The following is a 16,461-nucleotide window of genomic DNA, read 5'->3' as shown; positions in this document are numbered from 1 at the left end:
GACGGAGAGGCCCCGTCCATCCGCCACGGGGGAAGCGGACAGACGGGGCCGCTTGGGGGACCGTCAGGTCGTGTACTCCAGGTCGGTCACGGCCGTCTCACGCAGCAGTCCGGCCATTTCCGCCAGGTCCAGGCTGTTCAGGAATCCGATGAGTGCTTTCCTGGTCTCGCCCAGGCGGTCGGTGAATATCGGCCCCTCCAGCTCTCGGGGCAGGATGATCCGGCGGAATTCAGGCCGTTCGATCGCCCGCGCAACGAGCTGCTCGGGAGCCCAGAAGGGGGTGCGTTCCCTGATGGCGAAGGTCAGGTGGATGCTGTCCGCGGTGCTGTCCCGGGCGTGCGGGTTGTGCACCCAGCCTCGCGGCAGCACGAGTGTCTGCCCGGCTGCCAGGTCGATCGTCAGGTCCGGTCCGGTGCTCTCCCACATCGGGATGAAGTGGTCCTGCCAGACTCGCCACGACTCCTGGTACTCCCGCATAGGAGCGTCGTACACCGGCTTCCACAGCTGCCACGTCTTGACGCCCGCGACCTGCACGATGACTGCCATCTGCTGATCCCAGTGGTGCAGCAGTCCTTGTTCACCGGCGGGGGTGAGGAAGGCGTGCACGTAGTTGCTGTATCTGGTCTCCTTCTGGATGGCCTGGCAGACGCGGGTGAACGCGGGGATGACGCGTTGCAGGTTGCCCAGGCGGATGGTGTGGCCGGCGGTGTGGAGACGGCGGAGCTTGGCCGGGTCGAGGCGCCCGTTCGTCTTGAAGGCGCCCGGGTTGAGCGCCGGGCCAGCCCTCAGGACGGCGACCTCGGAGGCGGGCACGCACCCGGTGTCGATCCACTCGTCCAGGTGGCAGTCGGCGATGTGGTCGATCTCCGTGGTGCCGCGCTCGTAGACGCGCGGCGCGTCGGGCCAGTCGGCCAGGAGGTCAGCTGCCCCATCCGGGGGCAACAGCAGACCGAGCGACATCGGGGCTCCTCATCGATGAGGCTTTCAGCGGGCACGGCGTGTCCGGGTGGAAGAGGTTCGGGCAGCACACGACGGCAGCCGAGAAGAGGCTGCGCGACTCGGTGTAGTGAACCCAGGTGACGTCGACTCCGCGGGGGAGGACGTCGTAGACATAGGCGACTTTGACGTCCAACTCGGCGTAGGCCTGCAAGCCGTCGGACCGCTCGAAGGGAAGGTTCCTGGTGTAGTGCCCCCGAAGCCACGCCACGGCGTCGGTGACGTCCGTCCAGGTGCGGGAGGCCTCGGCCTGCCCGCGTTTCATCAGCCAGTGACCGGTCATCAGAGGCGGCAGGTTGCCGCTGGCGAACTCGCCGGCGGCCTCGCGGTAGCGGTTGGCGTGGTCGCTGTCGGGCCCCGGCTGCACGGGGTGAGGTGGGCGTTTGCTGCCCTCTTTCGCGTAGTGCTCCGGCGGGCCGACCCAAGGGCCGAAGCCGTGCCAGTGACCAGCCCAGTTCTGGCTGGTCAGCCTCGGGTGTTCGGGTGCGATGGTGGTCATGAGTGTCCTTCCAGGACGGGCCGCCCCGTGGGGCGGCCTGCGGTCTGCGTATGGCGGGCGGTCAGGCTAGAGCTTCAGGCCCCGGTCACGAGCCCACCGGAGGGCGAAGCTGTCGAGCTCCGCACCGGTCATGCGCAGCTCGCGACCGGCGCCCTCCGGCTTGGAGTCGCCGACGATGAACGCGTCCGCTTCAGCCAGTGGAGTGGTGGTGACACAGGTCTCGTTGTCGCCGCCCAGATTCCCGCCGCACCACGTCCTGGCCGGGGTGTCTGCAGCCGCGTGCATCTCGTACAGATTCATAGCCAACCTCCGGATTCATCCGTAGTCGGAGAAGTGGTCTCCGCCCGGTTGTGCACCCGTTCCGACCGCCCGTGGCCGGGACAGGCTCGTGGAACCCCTGCCGTCGGAGAATTCCGTTGCTCCAGCGGGAGGGGCGCTGAGAGTGCGGCCCTGACCCGAAGCGGCCGCCTTGGGCCCCTGGTCACCGGGGCAGGTGACGCCGGTCAGCGGCTGCGGCGCGCGCGGTTGACGCACGCGGCATGAATGTGCCCGGATCTGATGGCGCCGCCGGACGGGCTCAACTGGTCGTACAGGACGGTCTCTTCGCCGGCCGCGATCGGCTTGTCGCAGACCAGGCACATCGTGGTCCCCGACAGCGTCTCGTAGTGGTCGCACAGTGCGAGCACGGAGCAGGCGAGCTTCTTCACGCGCTCGTGTTCGCCCTGCAGCCCGGGACGCTCGATCAGGTCGAGTCGACGCTGTGCCTCGGCGGCTGCGGCCATGGCCACGATCGCGACCACCTCTTGCGGCTGCGGAGCGGCGAGCCGTCCGATCTGGTCGATCAGCTGCCACAGGTTCTGGCTGAAATCGGTGCTGTGCTGTTTCAGCTCCCCGTGGCGAAGGAGCACATCCCCGGCGCGAATGAAGTCGTGCGCCGTACCGCGCATCGTCACCGTGTCCAGCGGCGCCTTCTCTGCCTGAGGGCGGATGGCGGTCATCGCGCCGTACCCGCCTTGGCGTGCTGAGGGCAGTCGCAGGGCGGCAGCTGGGTGCCGAGTCCCTCGGGGGGTGGCACGTAGTCGTGCGGCACGCTCACAGGGGCGCGAGGCTCGGTCACGACGCCCTCATGGGTGACTGTGTAGACCCTGATCGTCATCTTCGGGCCGGGTGGGCGGCCTGGGTCCGGGGCTGTAGCGTTCTGCATGTCGGCGCTCCTAAGCAGCGTTGGTCGGCCCCGGAGTCGTTCGCGCGACTGCCGGGGCGCGCCTTGCGCCAACGGCCGCAGGGCCGCGAGGGAACACAGGTCTGCGCCGTTCGGAACGTTCCGACCATGTGCCATCGCGCTGCTCCCGCGTCGTCGTTGACCAGGCGTGAGAACAGCGTGACGCTCCGAGAGCGGCACAACGCTCACAGTTTTGTGAGCGTGACCTACAGGCCGATCCAGGCGGCCATGTGGTTCAGGGCGCCGGGAGTCCGCCGAGACAGGTGAATGAGACCGGTGATGGTCTCACGGGCCGCCGGGTGATACCGGGTCTGTTCGGGGGCCATACGCCGCGCTACGACCAGTGACTTCAGCGCATCCTCGGTGTGCCCGGACTCCATCTCGGTGCGGGCCTGGTCGATCAGGAAGTGGGCGCGGCGAGACGTTGCGAGCTTCGGCGTCAGCTTCTTGCTGATCTTCCGGGCCTTCTTCAGCGCGTCGTCGTACTGGTGCATCTCCACGGCAGCGGACATCTCGTGCAGGTCCACGTTGGTCGGGCCGAAGCTGAGCCAGTGCACCTCGGAGGCGTCACCGATCCGCTTCGCGATTCGGCGGGCCTCGGCGATGTGGTTGTTCACTGCGGTCGCGTCCTCCGCGCGTGCGGAGATGACAGATGCGCCGAGATGCAACTGCCCGGCCACGGCCATGGCCTCCCGTGTGTCGTCGGCCTGGCCGACTACGCTGTGCCCGGACGCGACGAGCCGCTGCCCGATCTGGTACTCGCCCTCACGGAAGTACACCAGGGCCCGCATGTACTGCCGCACCGCCGCCAGGCACGGGTCGGAGGCACGCTGCGCCGCCCAGTCCATCCGGTCCAGGGCGACCGCGGACAGGTCGTAGTAGCCAAGCTTCACACTGATGTCGTGTGCGGTGCGGTAGGCCGAGGCGAGCGCCTGCCATAGCTCGGTTGACGGTGTTGACCAGGCGGTGTGCGTGAGTTCGGCGATGAGGCCAGGCAGCTTTCGGGCTGCGTTCCGCAGATGTGTGGCGCGGACATCCTCGCACAATTGGTCGGCTCCGGCGATGAGCTGGTCTGCCAGCCGTACGGTCAGATCCGGGTTAGGGCCCAGGTCGTACAGGTCGAGTGATTCACGGATGGGTCGCACCAGCTCGACGAGCCGATCTCGCTGCAATTCGGTCACGTACGGCTGCCCCGTCAACACGGTCACATCGACATTGAGGACCTTGGCGCACGCGGCCACGAAGGCGGCTGTCGCCGGGCGAGCGCCGCACTCCACCTGGTTGAGGTAGCTGTACGAGTAGGGCAGCAGATCGGCCATATGGCGCTGCGTGAGCCTGGCCAGTCTGCGCTGCTCCTTGATACGTGCGCCCGTGTGTTCGCCGTCCAGTGCGGGCATACTGGTCTCCGTTCTGAGCACGCACTTGAACAGTACCTGCGCCCGGTGGCATAGGTGCACCCTTCCGCCCCCGACTCCCCTGTGAGCGGGGGCGGTTGCGTGTGGTCGGATTGGCCCATGACGACTTCCGGTGTGCTCTACCTGTTCGGCTCCGCAGCCCCGCCCGTCTTCGATGTTGCAAACGTGATCCAGGACGCGCAGGCCCGCGGATTCGACGTGTGCCTCGGGCTCACCCCGACCGCCGCGCGCTGGCTGGCGCCGCAGCTGGCTGAGCTGGAGGGACTGACCGGCCATCCCGTGCGCAGTGAGTACAAGATGCCCGGCGAGCCGGACGTCTGGCCGAAGGCGGACGTGATCGCGGTCGCGCCAGCGACCTTCAACACGATCAACGAGTGGGGGCTCGGCCTCACGCACGACTTCGTGGTGGGCGTCGTCGCCGAGGGCATCGGCAAGAACATCCCGACCGTGGCCATGCCGTGCGTGAACGCGGCGTACGTGCAACACCGGCAGTTCGAGCGGAGCGTCGCCGAACTGCGCGCCATGGGCGTACGCGTCCTGTACGGAGAGGGCGGCTTCGTCCCGAACCAGCCGGGTCAGGGCAGGCCGAAAGAGTATCCGTGGCATCTGGTCCTCGACGCGGCGCAGGAACTGAACGACCGGGCGTGAGGCAGCCACCGGCGGAATGACTCGGTGCCCCAGCCGTCCGGTGATCAATGGCTGGGGCACCGCTGCAACGCCATGCCTCGCGAGCGGGCGCGCCCCACCCCCTCTGAGGCAGCCCGGGCCAGGCGAGGTGCACGCTGCGCGGGCGGCCGGGCTCGCGGACGATGACGCCCTTCGCTACCAGTTCCCCCTGCTGGTAGTGCACGGACGCACCGCTGCACATCCCCATCTCCCGAGCTGTCTGCGCAATGCTCGGGGCCTCGCCCTGGTCCATGCTGCGCCAGCGTATGGCGGTGAGAATGCTCTCCCAGCGCGGAGCTGATCGTGCTGCACCGCGACCGCCGGATGTACGACTGGGAGACGTTCGCCACGGTCCCCTTGGACTGACCGCAGCGTGCTGCCAGCAGGCGAGCCGTATGCCGCGGGTGCGGCCCGGCTCGACCGCGGCTGGCTACTTCGACCACGCCCGCGAGGCGGGAAGCGGGTGCGTCCCGGTCGAACCGGCGGTCATCCTGGGCCCACAGGACGTACCGACCGCAAGCCGGGCCTCGGGCTGTTCAGCTGCGACAGCCCGCTCCGGGCGTTCTACGAGAGCGCGGGCTGGGCGGTCCTCCCCGGAGCGGTGCTGATCGGCGGCCCACCCGAGTCCCCGTTCTCCAGCGACCGTCCCGGCTTCGACAAGGTGACCATGGCCGCCTTCTTCTCACCCGAGGCCCGCCGGGCAGAGGGGCTGTTCCGCGACAGCCGGATCGAGCTGTATCCCGGGGAGATCGACAAACTCTGGTGAGGTCCGCCGGGACGCCGGGAGCTCGGGCAACCATCGGGTGCGGCGAGGCCGACCCCGCTACAGCGACCTGCTGAGGATTGCCGAGAATTCAGGCAGATCGCCGCACCGGGTACCGGACGCACATGTGCCCGGACCGCGTTCGCTGCACCCGGCGTCGGCGGCTACCCCACCGTCGCCGTCCGCGCCCCCCTCACCGCAGTCCGCGGCAGGAGGTCGTCGACCGGGGTGCAGGGGTGGGAGTGGGCCAGGGCGCGGAGGGTGGTGCGGAGTTCCGCCGCGAGGCGGACGGCGTCGGAGTGGTGCAGTGCCGAGGTGGCGAAGTCCAGGGCCAGCAGCGGGCGTTCGCGCCAGCGCAGCACCGTCAGGGCCGCGTCGGCGGTGGCGCCGCCCAGGTGGCCGTGGTGGAAGCGGGCGGTCAGGCCGCCGGCCCGCACGCTCGTGGGCAGCAGCTCGTCGTGGGCCGCGAAGGTCGCTGGAGCATCCCACCCGACGCTCACACCAGACCCGTGACCTGCGACTTCGGGTGGAAGATCTTCATTGTCCCCCGCGAAGCCATCGGGTGACGAACCCTGTGGCCTCTCGCAGCCGCGGATGCTCACCAGGGCGTCGGCGAGCCGGATGGATGGCACTGTGGCACGGCGCTGTGGCGGCAGCCGCCGACGGCGGAAGCTCGCCCGGCTGCCTCAGTCCGGTGGCCCCGCGCGCGTACTCATGGTGACACTCGTTCTACTGAGAGTCCTCGATATGGGGGTCAGGGTATGCGGAACCACGGTACGACCTGGCTGCGCAGCACCCCAAGGCATCGAATTGGCCAGGAGGGATGACCATGGGCCGCGTCGCGCCGAGAGTCTGGTACTCGCTGACGTGCCTGATGCTGCTCGCCGTATCCGGGTGTGGTCAGCACCAGGCCGGCGCGGGGGAAGGCACGGCCGGTGATGCGATCACCACGGGGCTGGTCGCCGACCTGCAAGAGAGTGGGTTTCAGGTCAATCCGGGATACGCGAGGCTGTATACCCAGCAGGACTGCAAGGACGCCACCTACCCACTGCTGAAGAACTGCCTCCTGAACAACCCCGCGGCCCCATACGTGGTGCCCGTCGTGAAAACCTGGCCGAACGAGTACGTGGATCCCGCCATGGTGAACGCGTTCGGCCGGACGAGGCCCGGCTACACGACGGCCTACCGGCTCGATCCGCGAGACGCGATCGTGCTCTACGGGAAGATGCCACCCCCGGGCCGCTACATGGGGCTGCAGACATGGGAATCCAGCCAGCGCGGGCAGTGGAAGACCAGTGACTACCTCAAATGGGAGCGCACGGCCGATCGGCCTGTCCCCATGCAGTACCTGTTCGACACGATCCCACCCGACGGCCGGCGGTCGGGGCGGGTCCAGAGCACGTCCGCACTCGGGGACACCGTCAACAACGTCGTCATGGAACGGCAATCCGGCTACTCCTTCGAGAAGAACCGGTACTTCATCATCACCCCCAGCGCCACCACCGACCGCGCCGTACGCCGGACCCTGCAGGCCCAGGGCGTTCCCGGCGAGGACATCTTCACCGAGCAGATTCCCGCCCGCGACAACCTCGGCTCGATCGGGCCGCTCGGCATGGGCAAGGACGCCATCGACTTCTTCACCGCGTTCCGGTACGCCGTCCCCGACCCCGGCCAGGAGCAGGCTGCGGACAAGTGGCGAAAGAATCCTCCGCTGACGGTGCTGCGCGTACGTGCCCCCGACTCCCTGGGACCCGTACAGCGCTACGGATCGCTGAGCTTCGAGAAGCGAACGGCGAACAGCGAGGCCCACCTGGCCGGTGACCTGGGGAATCTGGTCAGTGCGGTGTGCGACCGTGTCAGCAGTACGGCGCACCTGCAGACCAGCGACTGCACGCAGCCGCCGTCAGCATCTTCCCTGATCCCCAACCTGGTGCGGGACTACGGGTGGATTGGGCCGTACTGCCGCGAGATCAACATGAACTGCCTGGGCGACCAGCAGGACGCGGCCTACTTCTTCGCACCACCGCTCCCGCTTGATTCCGGACAGGTCTACGCGGTGGTCGACACCCTCGCCACCGAAACTGGCAACGCGACTTACACCGCCCTGTCCGTCAACGACGCCTCGTTGCTGGCGGGCGTGGCGAACGTTCTGGACACCACCCTCAAAGGTTCCGCAGACGGCTATGCGAACACGGTCAAGAACAGCGGCAAATTCTTCGTGCACTACTTCACCCGGGACTGCGCAGTGCTCCGGGGCCTGCCCGGCTGGCCGAAGAACTGCACCGAGATCACCACTCAGATGCTGCCGTCACACCTGAACACCTCCGCGGAAGGCGACCCCGCCCTGCACGGCATGTTCATGGCCTCGCTGCGTGACTACATCAAGCCGGGGACCGAACGCGGGCCGGACTCCTCCGAACTGCTGACACCGAGAATCCTCACGTTCACCCAGCCGGGGAAGTAGCTCACCGAAACCCTGGACCTGCGGCGCTCCGACGGCAGCAAAGGCAGCGGCACGGTGGTGTCATGAACCGCCCTGACCAGCTGGTCAGCCACTCCCGCGCAGCGGGGGAACCTCAGGATGGCCTGGCAGACGCGGGTGAACGCGGGGATGACGCGTTGCAGGTTGCCCAGGCGGACGGTGTGGCCGGCGGTGTGGAGACGGGCTCTGGCCGATCGCGGCGCGGCCAGAGACCTCATCGACGTCCACGCCGCAGCCGCTACCCGAACCCTCCGAGATCTCGAGAGGCTCGGCGAGCGACATGGCCGCGGGGAATTCCGCCTCCAGGACCTGCGCGAGCGCCTCGGCGGTGTCGACTGGATCGACGACGATGAATTCGCCGTCTATGGCCTGACCCCGGAAGAGACAGCGGCCCTCAGAATCTGGGCCCAACACTGGGTGAATGACCTCGACCAGCGACTGGACGACACGGGCGCGGACGATTACGACGACTGACGCGAGCCCGGCTCACGGGGCTGCTGCGGTTGAGTTGCAACTGGGCCCGGTAGGCGAGAAGCAGGGCGGACGCACATGTGCCCGGACCCCGTTCGCGGCACCCGGCGACGCCGGCTACCCCACCACCGCCGCCCGCGCCCCCCTCACCGCCGCGCGCGGCAGGAGGTCGTCGACCGGGGTCCACGGGTGGGAGTGGGCCAGGGCGCGCAGGGTGGTGCGGAGTTCGGCCGCGAGGCGGACGGCGTCGGAGCGGTGCAGGGCCGAGGTGGCGAAGTCCAGGGCCAGCAACGGGCGTTCGCGCCACCGAAGTACCGTCAGGGCCGCGTCGGCGGTGGCGCCGCCCAGGTGGCCGTGGTGGAAGCGGGCGGTCAGACCGCCGGCCCGCACGCTGGTGGGCAGCAGCTCGTCGTGGGCCGCGAAGGTCACCCGGGTCGGCGCGGCCGGCCGGGACGGGGCCTCGGGCAGCCCGAGTTCGCGAGTCAGCCAGGCGGCGTCGACCTCGGCGTAGGCGAGCGCCTCGCTGAAGGCGCAGGCCAGGCCCCGCAGGAAGTAGTCGGTCGTGGGTTCCACCTCGCAGCGCACCGGCAGGGTCGCCGTGCAGGGCGCCACGGTGCGCAGCAGCGCGGCCGTGGGCCGCAGCGGCATCTCCGTGCCGACCAGCAGCCGGTCGACACGGGCCCGCCGGCCCAGGGTCAGCACCCAGGCGGCCAGTACGACGGTGCTGTGCGGCACACCGGCCCGCCGGGCGGTCGCGTCCACCGCGTCGCGCAGGTCCTCGTCGATCCCGAACGACAACCGTTCACCACGGAAGTCGAAGGCCTCCGGACGTCCGGCGGTCGTCGGTGTCGTCGTCGCCGGTACGTCGCGCAGTTGTGCGGCGCGCTCGGTCGTCAGGGCCCGTAGCGCTCCCGAGCGGCGCAGTGACTCCGCGCGCCGGGCCACCGGGTCCGGTCCTGGCGCGACCGTACGGGCCGGTGAGCGGCCGGCACAGGCACGCCCGTAGTCGTCCAGCAGTTCCTGCCAGACCAGCGCCGCGGACCAGGCGTCCGCCACGGCCTCGTGGTGCAGGAAGGACAGCAGCCGACGGCCGGACCCGAGCGGGGTCAGGACGAATGCCAGTGGGGGGTGGCCCGGACGGCCCACCAGGTCTTGTACGTCCGCCGCGAGGCGCGTGTGTACGGCGGCCACCGCGTCCTGCCCCGGGTGGGGCACCACTCGCTCCAGCGTGACCAGCGGTATCGGACAGTCGGCGAGCACCCGGCGCACCGGACCCGTGGCGGACGGCGTGAACACGGTCCGCAGTCCCTCGTGCCGGGCGCCGAGCGCGTCCAGCGCCGTACGCAGCGCCGCCGGTCTGACCGGCCCGAAAAGCTCCGCGCTGAGTACGCGGTACGCCGCGCGCGCCGGCCGGACCGGCGCGAGGGCCGTGCGCTGCTGCGGCAGCACCGGACCCTGCCACGGCTCCGGTCGCCGCTCGGGTGAGACGACCGCTGCCGGCACCGCCAGGGCCAGTACCTCGGCGAGCGGGGCGGGGCCCAGCAACAGCGCCAGGTCCAGGGAGAAGCGCAGCTGTTCCTCGGCGCGCGCCTGCAGTCGCATCGCCTGCTCGAGGGTGCCGCCCAGCGTGATGAAGGGCGAGCCGGCGGCCTCGGCCGGCAGGGTGCGCGGGTCGTGACCCATCACGTCGGCGGCCAGGTCGAGCAGTGCCTCCAGGGAAGTCCGCATCGGCATCGGATGGCCCTCTCTGTGGCGGTCTTGCCGCGATCGTGCCGACCGCACCTCGAAGACCGCTCGAGCATCCGTGCAGAAAGCCCGCCGAACGCACGGAACTTGCCAAAAGCAGGGACCCTATCATCGCTAGCTAGAATTTCACCGAAATGCTAACGTGGGGTCATGACCCCCCGAGAGCGCCGCCTTCGCGAGCAGGCCCAACGGCACCGGCTCATCCTCGCCACGGCTCGCGAGATGGCCGAGACGGAGGGCTGGGACAACGTCACCACACGGCGCCTCGCGGACCGCATCGAATACAGCCAGCCCGTGCTCTACCAGCACTTCAAGAACAAGGACGCCATCATTTACGCGGTGGCGCAAGAAGGGCTCGCCGAACTCGCCGCGGCACTGCGCGCCGCCCGCCTCGGCGTGGCCGACCCGCACGGGGCGCTGCGCGCGGTCGCCCGCGCCTACGCCGACTTCGCCGCCCGGGGACCGGTCCTCTACCAGGCCATGCTGGTGCTCGAGGCGGGCACCGCACCCCCGGGCGGCGAACCGACCCCGCAGCCGCTGCTGGAGGTCCTGGGCGAGATCGAGGAGGCGGTCCGGCCCCTCGCGGGCGACCGCGACCCCCGCGTCCTGGCGGAGGTCGTCTGGAGCGCCTGGCACGGCCTGGCCACGCTCACCCACGGCGGCCGGCTCGGCCCGGAGGCCACGCCCGAGCGGATGGCAGTCCTGGCCGAGGTGCTGACCGGGCCCGCCACGCAATTCGCCTGAACTCGACGGGCGGGCAGCTCGCCTGAAGTCGGTGGCCGTGCAGGTCCGTTCAGAGCCGAACGGCGGGTAAAGCCCTTCGTCTCAGACCGAGGTCTTGTCAGACCGAGGTCTTGGTCGGCTCGGGCTCCTCGGACGGCGGCTTCGCCACCGACTCGTTCAGCCGCTTGCCCAGCAGCACGAACAGCAGGACCAGCCCGACGGTGAGTAGGATGTGCCCGAGCCCCGCGGTCAGCGGCACGGCCTCCGGAACGTGGTCGCCGAGCACGGTCAGGCACCCGTGCACGGTCATCATGATCGTGGTGATGGCGATGCCCACGTTGTAGAACCAGAAGAAGGCGTTGAACAACCGCGTCCCGGACAGCTGGAACTGCTTGTCCAGGGCCAGGATGATCATGAACCCCAACATGCCGAGCGCGAGCAGGTGGGTGTGCACCACGGCCAGCTGGGTGTCCCCGGTGAAGTCGTTGGCCTTGGTGAATTCCCGGTAGAACAGCCCGGAAATCACTCCCACGATCATGTAGACGTGTGCTGCGTAGTACGACTTCCGCATCGCGGCGCTCGCTCCTTGGGTCGTAAGGCGTGCCGACTGCCGTCATTCAAGCATCCGGTGACTGCCCATCGGCCAACCACGTGAACCACTTCCACCACCCGTCATGCGGTTCTCGATCGATCCTGTAGCGGTCCGGCGGTCCGGCGGACCCGTTCGGCAGGACACACACGAGACGCGATCGACAGGCCACACGCGAGACGCGATCGGGGCCGGATCGGAACCCACTTGAGCGGATGGGACGTACCCCTGTCACGCGTCTACCGTGACGCATGCCCTGGGGGAGGAGGCAGCCATGGACGAACGGCACGCCACTTTGCACGTCCTGCCCCCGCTCGGTGAGCCCGCCCCGCTTCCGGTACCCCAGGAACCGGGACCGGCCCCCGCCCCCGCCGTCGAGGCGGCACGCCCGGTACGGGTGCACATCGTGGGCGCCGACCCGCTGGCCCGCACCGGCATCCGCACCCTGCTGGAGGGACACCCCGGCATCACCGTCACCGGTGAGAGCGCGCCCGGACCCCAGCTGGGCCTCACGCTGCGCTCACTGCGCCCGCAGGTCCTCGTCGTACACGGCCCGCTGACCGTCGAACAGCGGGCCCGGCTCGCGCAGGACGCGCCGGACGGACTGCCGGTGCTCGTCGTCGGCGGCGAGGACGAGGACCGCGGCCCGGTGCACGGACACCTGCCCGGCACGACGACGTCGCGTCAGCTCGCCGCCGCGGTCGTGCTGGCCGCGGCCGGCTACACCCTGGTCCCCGCGGAGGGAGGCCGCTCGCGCCCCCGCGCCCGCGTCTCCAGCATCAGCCCCGAGGAGCTGACCCAGCGCGAGTGCGAGGTGCTCGAACTGCTGGCCCGCGGACTGTCCAACGGCGAGATCGCCCGGTCGCTCACCCTCTCCGAGCACACGGTCAAGTCCCATGTGCAGAACATGCTGCACAAACTGCGGCTGCCCAATCGTGTGCACGCGGCCATCTACGCCTTCGAGACCGGGGTACGGCGCCCGGTCTGACCGTACGGCTCCCCCCGGACCCTCCTGGCCGTGTGCGCGTTGCCACCGTTCAGCGTGGGCCACCCGATGTCGCCGTCACGCGCAACCTCAGGCTTCATGGGCCACTCCTGGACGGGACGACGAGGACGACGAGGACGACGAGGACGACGAGGACGACGAGGACGACGAGGACGATGGGCGGGGCTGCCGGGACGACGGGGACGGTGGTGGCACGGTCCAGGCACGAACGACCAGGACACGGCCGTGCTGCTCGACATCCTGCCCGGACCGGATCGAGAGTCGCCGGAGGTCCGCAAGAGAGCCGTACGAGGTCCGCAAGAGAGCCGTACGAGAGCCGCGCGAGACGGGCGTGAGAAACGCAAGAGACGCAGGGCACGGACCGTGGCAAGGGTTTGCCCGGCTGTTGCCAGGGCCCCTACCGTTGACGTTCCCGCCCTTGCCCCATCCGTCCGCGGCCGCCGTCGTCCGCGTGTCCACCGAGGGAATGGTCACATGCTCCGACAGCCCGCGTTCGGCCGCCGTCTGAGGAAGCTGCGCATGGCCCAGGGACTCTCCCAGACCGGGCTCGCCGGCGACGGCATGTCCACGGGCTATCTCTCGCGGCTGGAGTCGGGCGCCCGCCAGCCCACCGAGCGCGCCGTCGCCTACCTCGCCGAACGACTCGGCCTGGAACCGGCCGACTTCGAGGAGCCCGCGGGCGGTTCCCTGGCGCACGCGCTGACCCTTGCCGCCTCCACCGGATCCGGCGACGCCCTGGAGACCCTGCGCGAGGCCCTGGCCGCCGAGGGCCACGAGACGCCCGTACTGCGCTGGCAGGCACTGTGGCAACTGGCCCAGCAACGGCGGGTGCAGGGCGACCACGAGGGGGAGCGGGAGTACCTGGAGGACCTGGTCCGGCTCGGCGACGAGGTGGGGCTCGCCGAGCTGCGGGTGCGCGGACTGACCCGGCTCGCCCGCTGTCTGCGCTCCCTGGGCGAGATCCCCGCCGCCCTCGACGCCTGCATCACCGCCCACCACCTCGCCCGGGACTCCGACCTGGGCGTGGAGGACCGCTCCGCCGTCCTGCTCGCCCTGGTGTCCGTGGCGGCCGAGGCCGGCCGCATGCCGGACGCCCGGGCGCACGCCGACGAACTGACCGCGCTGGTCGAGGGCCGCTCGGACACCCTGTGGGCGGAGGCGATGTGGACCACGGCCGCCGTCCGCGTCCGGCAGGGCGACTATCCCGCCGCGCAGGCCTACCTCGAGCAGGCCCTGGAGCGGTTCAGCAGCACCGACGACCTGGTGCTGTGGCTGCGGCTCCGGCTTGCCGCCGGCCGGCTGCACCTGCAGAAGGTCCCCGCGGACCCCGAGGCCGCCCAGCGCTGCGTCACGTCCGCCGAGTCGGCGCTCGCCTTCGTCGGCACGCCCGGTCTGCGCCAGGAGCTGACCGCGCTCAAGGCCGACCTCGCGTTCCTGACCGCGCGGTACGACGACGCCCGCGTCCTGCTCGGCGAACTCGCCCTGGAAGAGCCGCGGATGACCTACCGGGACCGGGTCCGGCTCGACATCCTGCGGCACCAGCTGCGCATCCTGTCCGGCGACGAGGGCGGCGTCCAGGGGCTGCGGGCGCTGGCCGAACAGGCGCAGGCCGACGCCAACATCGACCTCGCCGCCGAGATCTGGCGCATCCTCGCCGAGGCCCTGGCTCAGTCCCAGGTCCAGCGAGGCTCGACTCCGTCTGCGGCGTCCGGGGCCATGCTCGGGGGCCCCGTACCCACGCAGACGGAGGGACGCGCATGAGGCACTCCCGTACGGCAGCGGGCATCGCGGTGGCGGCCCCGGCCACCGGCGTCGTCGCGGCCGGCGCCGAGACCACCGCCGACCGGATCGCGGTCCGGCGCATCACGACCCGGGAGCAGTTGGCGCACAGCCTGCGACGGGCGGTCGCCCTGGAGCGTGCGGGCAGCGACGCGCCACTGTTCCCCCGGGGCAGGGGAGTGGGGATCGACCCCAACGAGCCGGCGTGCTGAGGGGGCGACGGGCGTGACCGGCGACGTCGCGCCGGACGCCGGCGACGGCGGGCTCCGGCGGGGCGCGGACCGCGTGGTGCCCGAGCGGTGCCGCGTACGCCCCCGAGTCGGTGGTCCTCGGCGTGCGCGCCGGCACCGACGGCCGGGTGAGCTACCTGGCCGAACCGGTTCCGGCCGCCGAGGTCCTGCCGCTGGTGCCGCCGGACATCGAACCGCGGCGCGTCCTGCGGTTCGCCTCGCACTGCGTCGCCGAGTGCGTCAACCGGCGCGGCACCGACTGCACCTTGATCGAACGCGTCGTGGCCGCCTACCCGGCCGAGGCCTTCGGCCCGGTCCCGCAGTGCCATCTGCGGGCCGACTGCAAGTGGTGGGCCCAGGCGGGTGTCTCGGCCTGCCGCCGCTGCCCGGCCATCGCCACCCGCCACCACACCGACGAGGAACTGGCCACCCTGGTCGCCGACCCGGCCACCACGCGGGCCCGGATCGACGCGGAGTTCACGCGCACCGCCTGAGCGGCCGCCGGAATCCGGCCTACTGTGCCGGCGGCTGGGGCACGGCCGCCCCGGCGGCAGGGGGACGCCGGGGCCGGCTTCGGGCCCGATGCGACGTCGGCCTCCAAGACTCGGTTGTGGTCTTGAAGGCCGACAATGCCCAACCGGCTTCTCCACAAGAAGGCAAGTCCCACGTTGGGGACGCCGCCTTGAGGGGAACCCCGGCCACCATGCCTCGGGGGCGCGGTGCCGGGGCCGTCCCGGGATCGTGGCGGGTTACCTCACGATCGACTGATGGGGCTCAAGGCCGGTAGGTCTTGCAGAGCTCATCGGAGCTCAGCGCTTGATGAGCTTGCCGACCGCGTTGGCCTCCCAGGCCTCGTCGGCCAGGAACTTCCAGGAGACATTGATGAATCCGTGGTCGCCCCAGTTGGCCCCCCAGGAGTTCTCGATCCTCACGCCCTTGCTGTTGTAGCCGACGATGGTGATCCCGTGGCCGCCTGCCAACGGATCGTCTGCCGTGGGGTAGTAGGTGTAGGAAGCGGCTTGCCGCGGGGTGACGTCGAAGAAGCTGTCGTGCACGTCGATCGCGATGACGACGGGCTCGCCCTTGGCCAGGGCCGCTTTCACCTCGTCCTTGATCCTGCTACCGGTGTGCAGCGGCGTGTAGCCGGACAGCTTCCACTTCCGGGCATTGCGTATCTCGCTCGCGGTGGGCTGAGTGGAGTAGTCGAAGTCCCCCTGAAAATAATGGGACTTGGAGTCGATGCCTTGCTTCATGGCGATGCCGAGATGGTCGGCGAAGGAAGTCCCCTGGTCCTGACCCTTGACGATCTGGGCGTAGGTGTACATGGGGGCCTGGGGGCCGCCGGTGATGTTCTGCTCGTGCTCCAGGATGCTGTAGGCGCTGTAGTCCACGGACCACGCGGCGCAGGAGCCGACCTGGCCCTGATTGCCGGGCTTGGCCGCGTACTTGCTCAGATCGACGCTGGCGGGCAGGGCTGCGACAGTCCCCGTGGTGCTGGAGCCGCCGACCGAGGTGGTGGGTGCGAGGGCTGCCAGCCTGGGCTGGAGGTCCATGGCGAGTGCCTGCTTGCGCCCCTTCTCGTGGGACGGTACGGCGCCCATGGAGTACCGCTTCACCTTCGCAGCTTTGGTCCGGGCTGCCTGCGACGCCTTGGCGGAGGCCGTGTCCTGATCGGGGGTCGGAGTGCTCGCCGACGAGATGCCGACGGTCACTGCGCCGATCACGCCTGCCGAGGCAAGCGCGATCGCCGCGCGCGACCTGCCGCTCATGGTCTTCCACCGGTGCGAACCGCGACTCATGGATGCTCTCTTTCTGTTCATGTCAGGGCCCTGACACATGTGCTGCTGTCCGGCCCCACGTGCGAACCGGGCTTC

General features: G+C 70.1%; 19 protein-coding genes and 1 pseudogene. 9 read left to right on the top strand and 11 right to left on the bottom strand.

From position 1 onward, the window contains the following. Window positions 1-63: 63 nt before the first annotated feature. The 6 genes from N8I87_RS42795 to N8I87_RS42770 all read right to left on the bottom strand — a co-directional run bounded on the left by N8I87_RS42795 (window position 64) and on the right by N8I87_RS42770 (window position 4,114). The gene (locus N8I87_RS42795; protein WP_263217217.1) at window positions 64-960 is read right to left on the bottom strand and encodes a cupin domain-containing protein; all 897 of its coding nucleotides are present in this window, start codon (window positions 958-960) and stop codon (window positions 64-66) included. Next, window positions 920-1,495, bottom strand: coding sequence for a hypothetical protein (locus N8I87_RS42790; protein WP_263217215.1), 576 nt, complete (start codon window positions 1,493-1,495; stop codon window positions 920-922). The genes N8I87_RS42795 and N8I87_RS42790 overlap by 41 nt, the downstream gene beginning before the upstream one ends. Before the next feature lie 66 nt (window positions 1,496-1,561). Continuing rightward, a complete protein-coding gene (locus tag N8I87_RS42785) occupies window positions 1,562-1,795 on the bottom strand; it encodes a DUF397 domain-containing protein (protein WP_263217213.1) in 234 nt (77 codons plus the stop codon). Between the two features lie 203 nt (window positions 1,796-1,998). Next, window positions 1,999-2,493, bottom strand: coding sequence for a DUF6415 family natural product biosynthesis protein (locus N8I87_RS42780; protein WP_263217211.1), 495 nt, complete (start codon window positions 2,491-2,493; stop codon window positions 1,999-2,001). Continuing rightward, the gene (locus N8I87_RS42775) at window positions 2,490-2,699 is read right to left on the bottom strand and encodes a hypothetical protein (protein WP_263217210.1); all 210 of its coding nucleotides are present in this window, start codon (window positions 2,697-2,699) and stop codon (window positions 2,490-2,492) included. Before N8I87_RS42775 ends, N8I87_RS42780 begins: the two co-directional genes overlap by 4 nt. A gap of 224 nt (window positions 2,700-2,923) precedes the next feature. Then, window positions 2,924-4,114, bottom strand: a complete 1,191-nt coding sequence (locus N8I87_RS42770) for a helix-turn-helix domain-containing protein (RefSeq protein ID WP_263217208.1) — start codon at window positions 4,112-4,114, stop codon at window positions 2,924-2,926. 117 nt (window positions 4,115-4,231) lie between these two features. Here N8I87_RS42770 and N8I87_RS42765 point away from each other — a divergent pair, with 117 nt between their 5' ends. Further along, window positions 4,232-4,780 (top strand): flavoprotein, encoded by a 549-nt coding sequence (locus tag N8I87_RS42765; protein WP_263217207.1) that lies wholly within the window; start codon window positions 4,232-4,234, stop codon window positions 4,778-4,780. A 196-nt stretch (window positions 4,781-4,976) separates the two neighbouring features. Here the strand turns inward: N8I87_RS42765 and N8I87_RS44690 are convergent. Beyond that, window positions 4,977-5,051: pseudogene (locus tag N8I87_RS44690) on the bottom strand (hypothetical protein); the annotation flags it as partial. A gap of 210 nt (window positions 5,052-5,261) precedes the next feature. Between N8I87_RS44690 and N8I87_RS42760 the strand changes: the two are divergent. Next, on the top strand, window positions 5,262-5,564 hold the full coding sequence (locus N8I87_RS42760; RefSeq protein WP_263217206.1) for a hypothetical protein: 303 nt from the start codon (window positions 5,262-5,264) through the stop codon (window positions 5,562-5,564). Between the two features lie 161 nt (window positions 5,565-5,725). Here the strand turns inward: N8I87_RS42760 and N8I87_RS42755 are convergent, their stop codons facing one another. Then, window positions 5,726-6,061, bottom strand: a complete 336-nt coding sequence (locus N8I87_RS42755; protein WP_263217205.1) for a hypothetical protein — start codon at window positions 6,059-6,061, stop codon at window positions 5,726-5,728. Between the two features lie 329 nt (window positions 6,062-6,390). Here N8I87_RS42755 and N8I87_RS42750 point away from each other — a divergent pair, with 329 nt between their 5' ends. Together N8I87_RS42750 and N8I87_RS42745 are read left to right on the top strand one after the other, a co-directional pair. Then, window positions 6,391-8,025 (top strand): hypothetical protein, encoded by a 1,635-nt coding sequence (locus tag N8I87_RS42750; RefSeq protein ID WP_263217204.1) that lies wholly within the window; start codon window positions 6,391-6,393, stop codon window positions 8,023-8,025. A 117-nt stretch (window positions 8,026-8,142) separates the two neighbouring features. Further along, window positions 8,143-8,517, top strand: coding sequence for a hypothetical protein (locus N8I87_RS42745; protein ID WP_263217203.1), 375 nt, complete (start codon window positions 8,143-8,145; stop codon window positions 8,515-8,517). Window positions 8,518-8,631: 114 nt separating this feature from the next. On the opposite strand, the gene N8I87_RS42740 is transcribed toward N8I87_RS42745, so the two are convergent. Further along, window positions 8,632-10,248, bottom strand: coding sequence for a condensation domain-containing protein (locus N8I87_RS42740; protein WP_263217202.1), 1,617 nt, complete (start codon window positions 10,246-10,248; stop codon window positions 8,632-8,634). Between the two features lie 162 nt (window positions 10,249-10,410). Here N8I87_RS42740 and N8I87_RS42735 point away from each other — a divergent pair, with 162 nt between their 5' ends. After that, window positions 10,411-11,004, top strand: a complete 594-nt coding sequence (locus N8I87_RS42735; protein ID WP_263217201.1) for a TetR/AcrR family transcriptional regulator — start codon at window positions 10,411-10,413, stop codon at window positions 11,002-11,004. A 97-nt stretch (window positions 11,005-11,101) separates the two neighbouring features. Here N8I87_RS42735 and N8I87_RS42730 read toward each other — a convergent pair whose 3' ends face one another. Next, window positions 11,102-11,554, bottom strand: a complete 453-nt coding sequence (locus N8I87_RS42730; RefSeq protein WP_263217200.1) for a DUF2871 domain-containing protein — start codon at window positions 11,552-11,554, stop codon at window positions 11,102-11,104. A 292-nt stretch (window positions 11,555-11,846) separates the two neighbouring features. On the opposite strand from N8I87_RS42730, the gene N8I87_RS42725 reads away from it, so the two are divergent. The 4 genes from N8I87_RS42725 (at window position 11,847) to N8I87_RS42710 (ending at window position 15,081) form a co-directional block, all read left to right on the top strand. Further along, entirely contained in the window at window positions 11,847-12,560 is a 714-nt protein-coding gene (locus N8I87_RS42725) for a response regulator transcription factor (protein WP_263217198.1), read from the top strand. A 492-nt stretch (window positions 12,561-13,052) separates the two neighbouring features. Next, a complete protein-coding gene (locus N8I87_RS42720) occupies window positions 13,053-14,339 on the top strand; it encodes a helix-turn-helix domain-containing protein (RefSeq protein ID WP_263217196.1) in 1,287 nt (428 codons plus the stop codon). Continuing rightward, a complete protein-coding gene (locus tag N8I87_RS42715; RefSeq protein ID WP_263217194.1) occupies window positions 14,336-14,569 on the top strand; it encodes a hypothetical protein in 234 nt (77 codons plus the stop codon). Before N8I87_RS42720 ends, N8I87_RS42715 begins: the two co-directional genes overlap by 4 nt. A gap of 122 nt (window positions 14,570-14,691) precedes the next feature. Continuing rightward, window positions 14,692-15,081: a hypothetical protein gene (locus N8I87_RS42710; RefSeq protein WP_263217191.1), complete on the top strand. Its 390-nt coding sequence runs from the start codon at window positions 14,692-14,694 to the stop codon at window positions 15,079-15,081. A gap of 315 nt (window positions 15,082-15,396) precedes the next feature. On the opposite strand, the gene N8I87_RS42705 is transcribed toward N8I87_RS42710, so the two are convergent. After that, complete coding sequence (locus tag N8I87_RS42705) at window positions 15,397-16,356, bottom strand: C1 family peptidase (RefSeq protein WP_263217189.1); 960 nt, start codon at window positions 16,354-16,356, stop codon at window positions 15,397-15,399. Between the last annotated feature and the right edge of the window lie 105 nt (window positions 16,357-16,461).

The sequence above is a fragment of the Streptomyces sp. HUAS 15-9 genome, from assembly GCF_025642155.1.
GTDB lineage: Bacteria > Actinomycetota > Actinomycetes > Streptomycetales > Streptomycetaceae > Streptomyces.
This window is presented reverse-complemented; position numbering and strand designations above follow the sequence as displayed.

Coding starts and splice junctions, on each gene's coding strand:
- N8I87_RS42795 (WP_263217217.1), bottom strand. CDS start 960: ATGTCGCTCGGTCTGCTGTTGCCCCCGGATGGGGCAGCTGACCTCCTG.
- N8I87_RS42790 (WP_263217215.1), bottom strand. CDS start 1,495: ATGACCACCATCGCACCCGAACACCCGAGGCTGACCAGCCAGAACTGG.
- N8I87_RS42785 (WP_263217213.1), bottom strand. CDS start 1,795: ATGAATCTGTACGAGATGCACGCGGCTGCAGACACCCCGGCCAGGACG.
- N8I87_RS42780 (WP_263217211.1), bottom strand. CDS start 2,493: ATGACCGCCATCCGCCCTCAGGCAGAGAAGGCGCCGCTGGACACGGTG.
- N8I87_RS42775 (WP_263217210.1), bottom strand. CDS start 2,699: ATGCAGAACGCTACAGCCCCGGACCCAGGCCGCCCACCCGGCCCGAAG.
- N8I87_RS42770 (WP_263217208.1), bottom strand. CDS start 4,114: ATGCCCGCACTGGACGGCGAACACACGGGCGCACGTATCAAGGAGCAG.
- N8I87_RS42765 (WP_263217207.1), top strand. CDS start 4,232: ATGACGACTTCCGGTGTGCTCTACCTGTTCGGCTCCGCAGCCCCGCCC.
- N8I87_RS42750 (WP_263217204.1), top strand. CDS start 6,391: ATGGGCCGCGTCGCGCCGAGAGTCTGGTACTCGCTGACGTGCCTGATG.
- N8I87_RS42745 (WP_263217203.1), top strand. CDS start 8,143: ATGGCCTGGCAGACGCGGGTGAACGCGGGGATGACGCGTTGCAGGTTG.
- N8I87_RS42740 (WP_263217202.1), bottom strand. CDS start 10,248: ATGCCGATGCGGACTTCCCTGGAGGCACTGCTCGACCTGGCCGCCGAC.
- N8I87_RS42735 (WP_263217201.1), top strand. CDS start 10,411: ATGACCCCCCGAGAGCGCCGCCTTCGCGAGCAGGCCCAACGGCACCGG.
- N8I87_RS42730 (WP_263217200.1), bottom strand. CDS start 11,554: ATGCGGAAGTCGTACTACGCAGCACACGTCTACATGATCGTGGGAGTG.
- N8I87_RS42725 (WP_263217198.1), top strand. CDS start 11,847: ATGGACGAACGGCACGCCACTTTGCACGTCCTGCCCCCGCTCGGTGAG.
- N8I87_RS42720 (WP_263217196.1), top strand. CDS start 13,053: ATGCTCCGACAGCCCGCGTTCGGCCGCCGTCTGAGGAAGCTGCGCATG.
- N8I87_RS42715 (WP_263217194.1), top strand. CDS start 14,336: ATGAGGCACTCCCGTACGGCAGCGGGCATCGCGGTGGCGGCCCCGGCC.
- N8I87_RS42705 (WP_263217189.1), bottom strand. CDS start 16,356: ATGAGCGGCAGGTCGCGCGCGGCGATCGCGCTTGCCTCGGCAGGCGTG.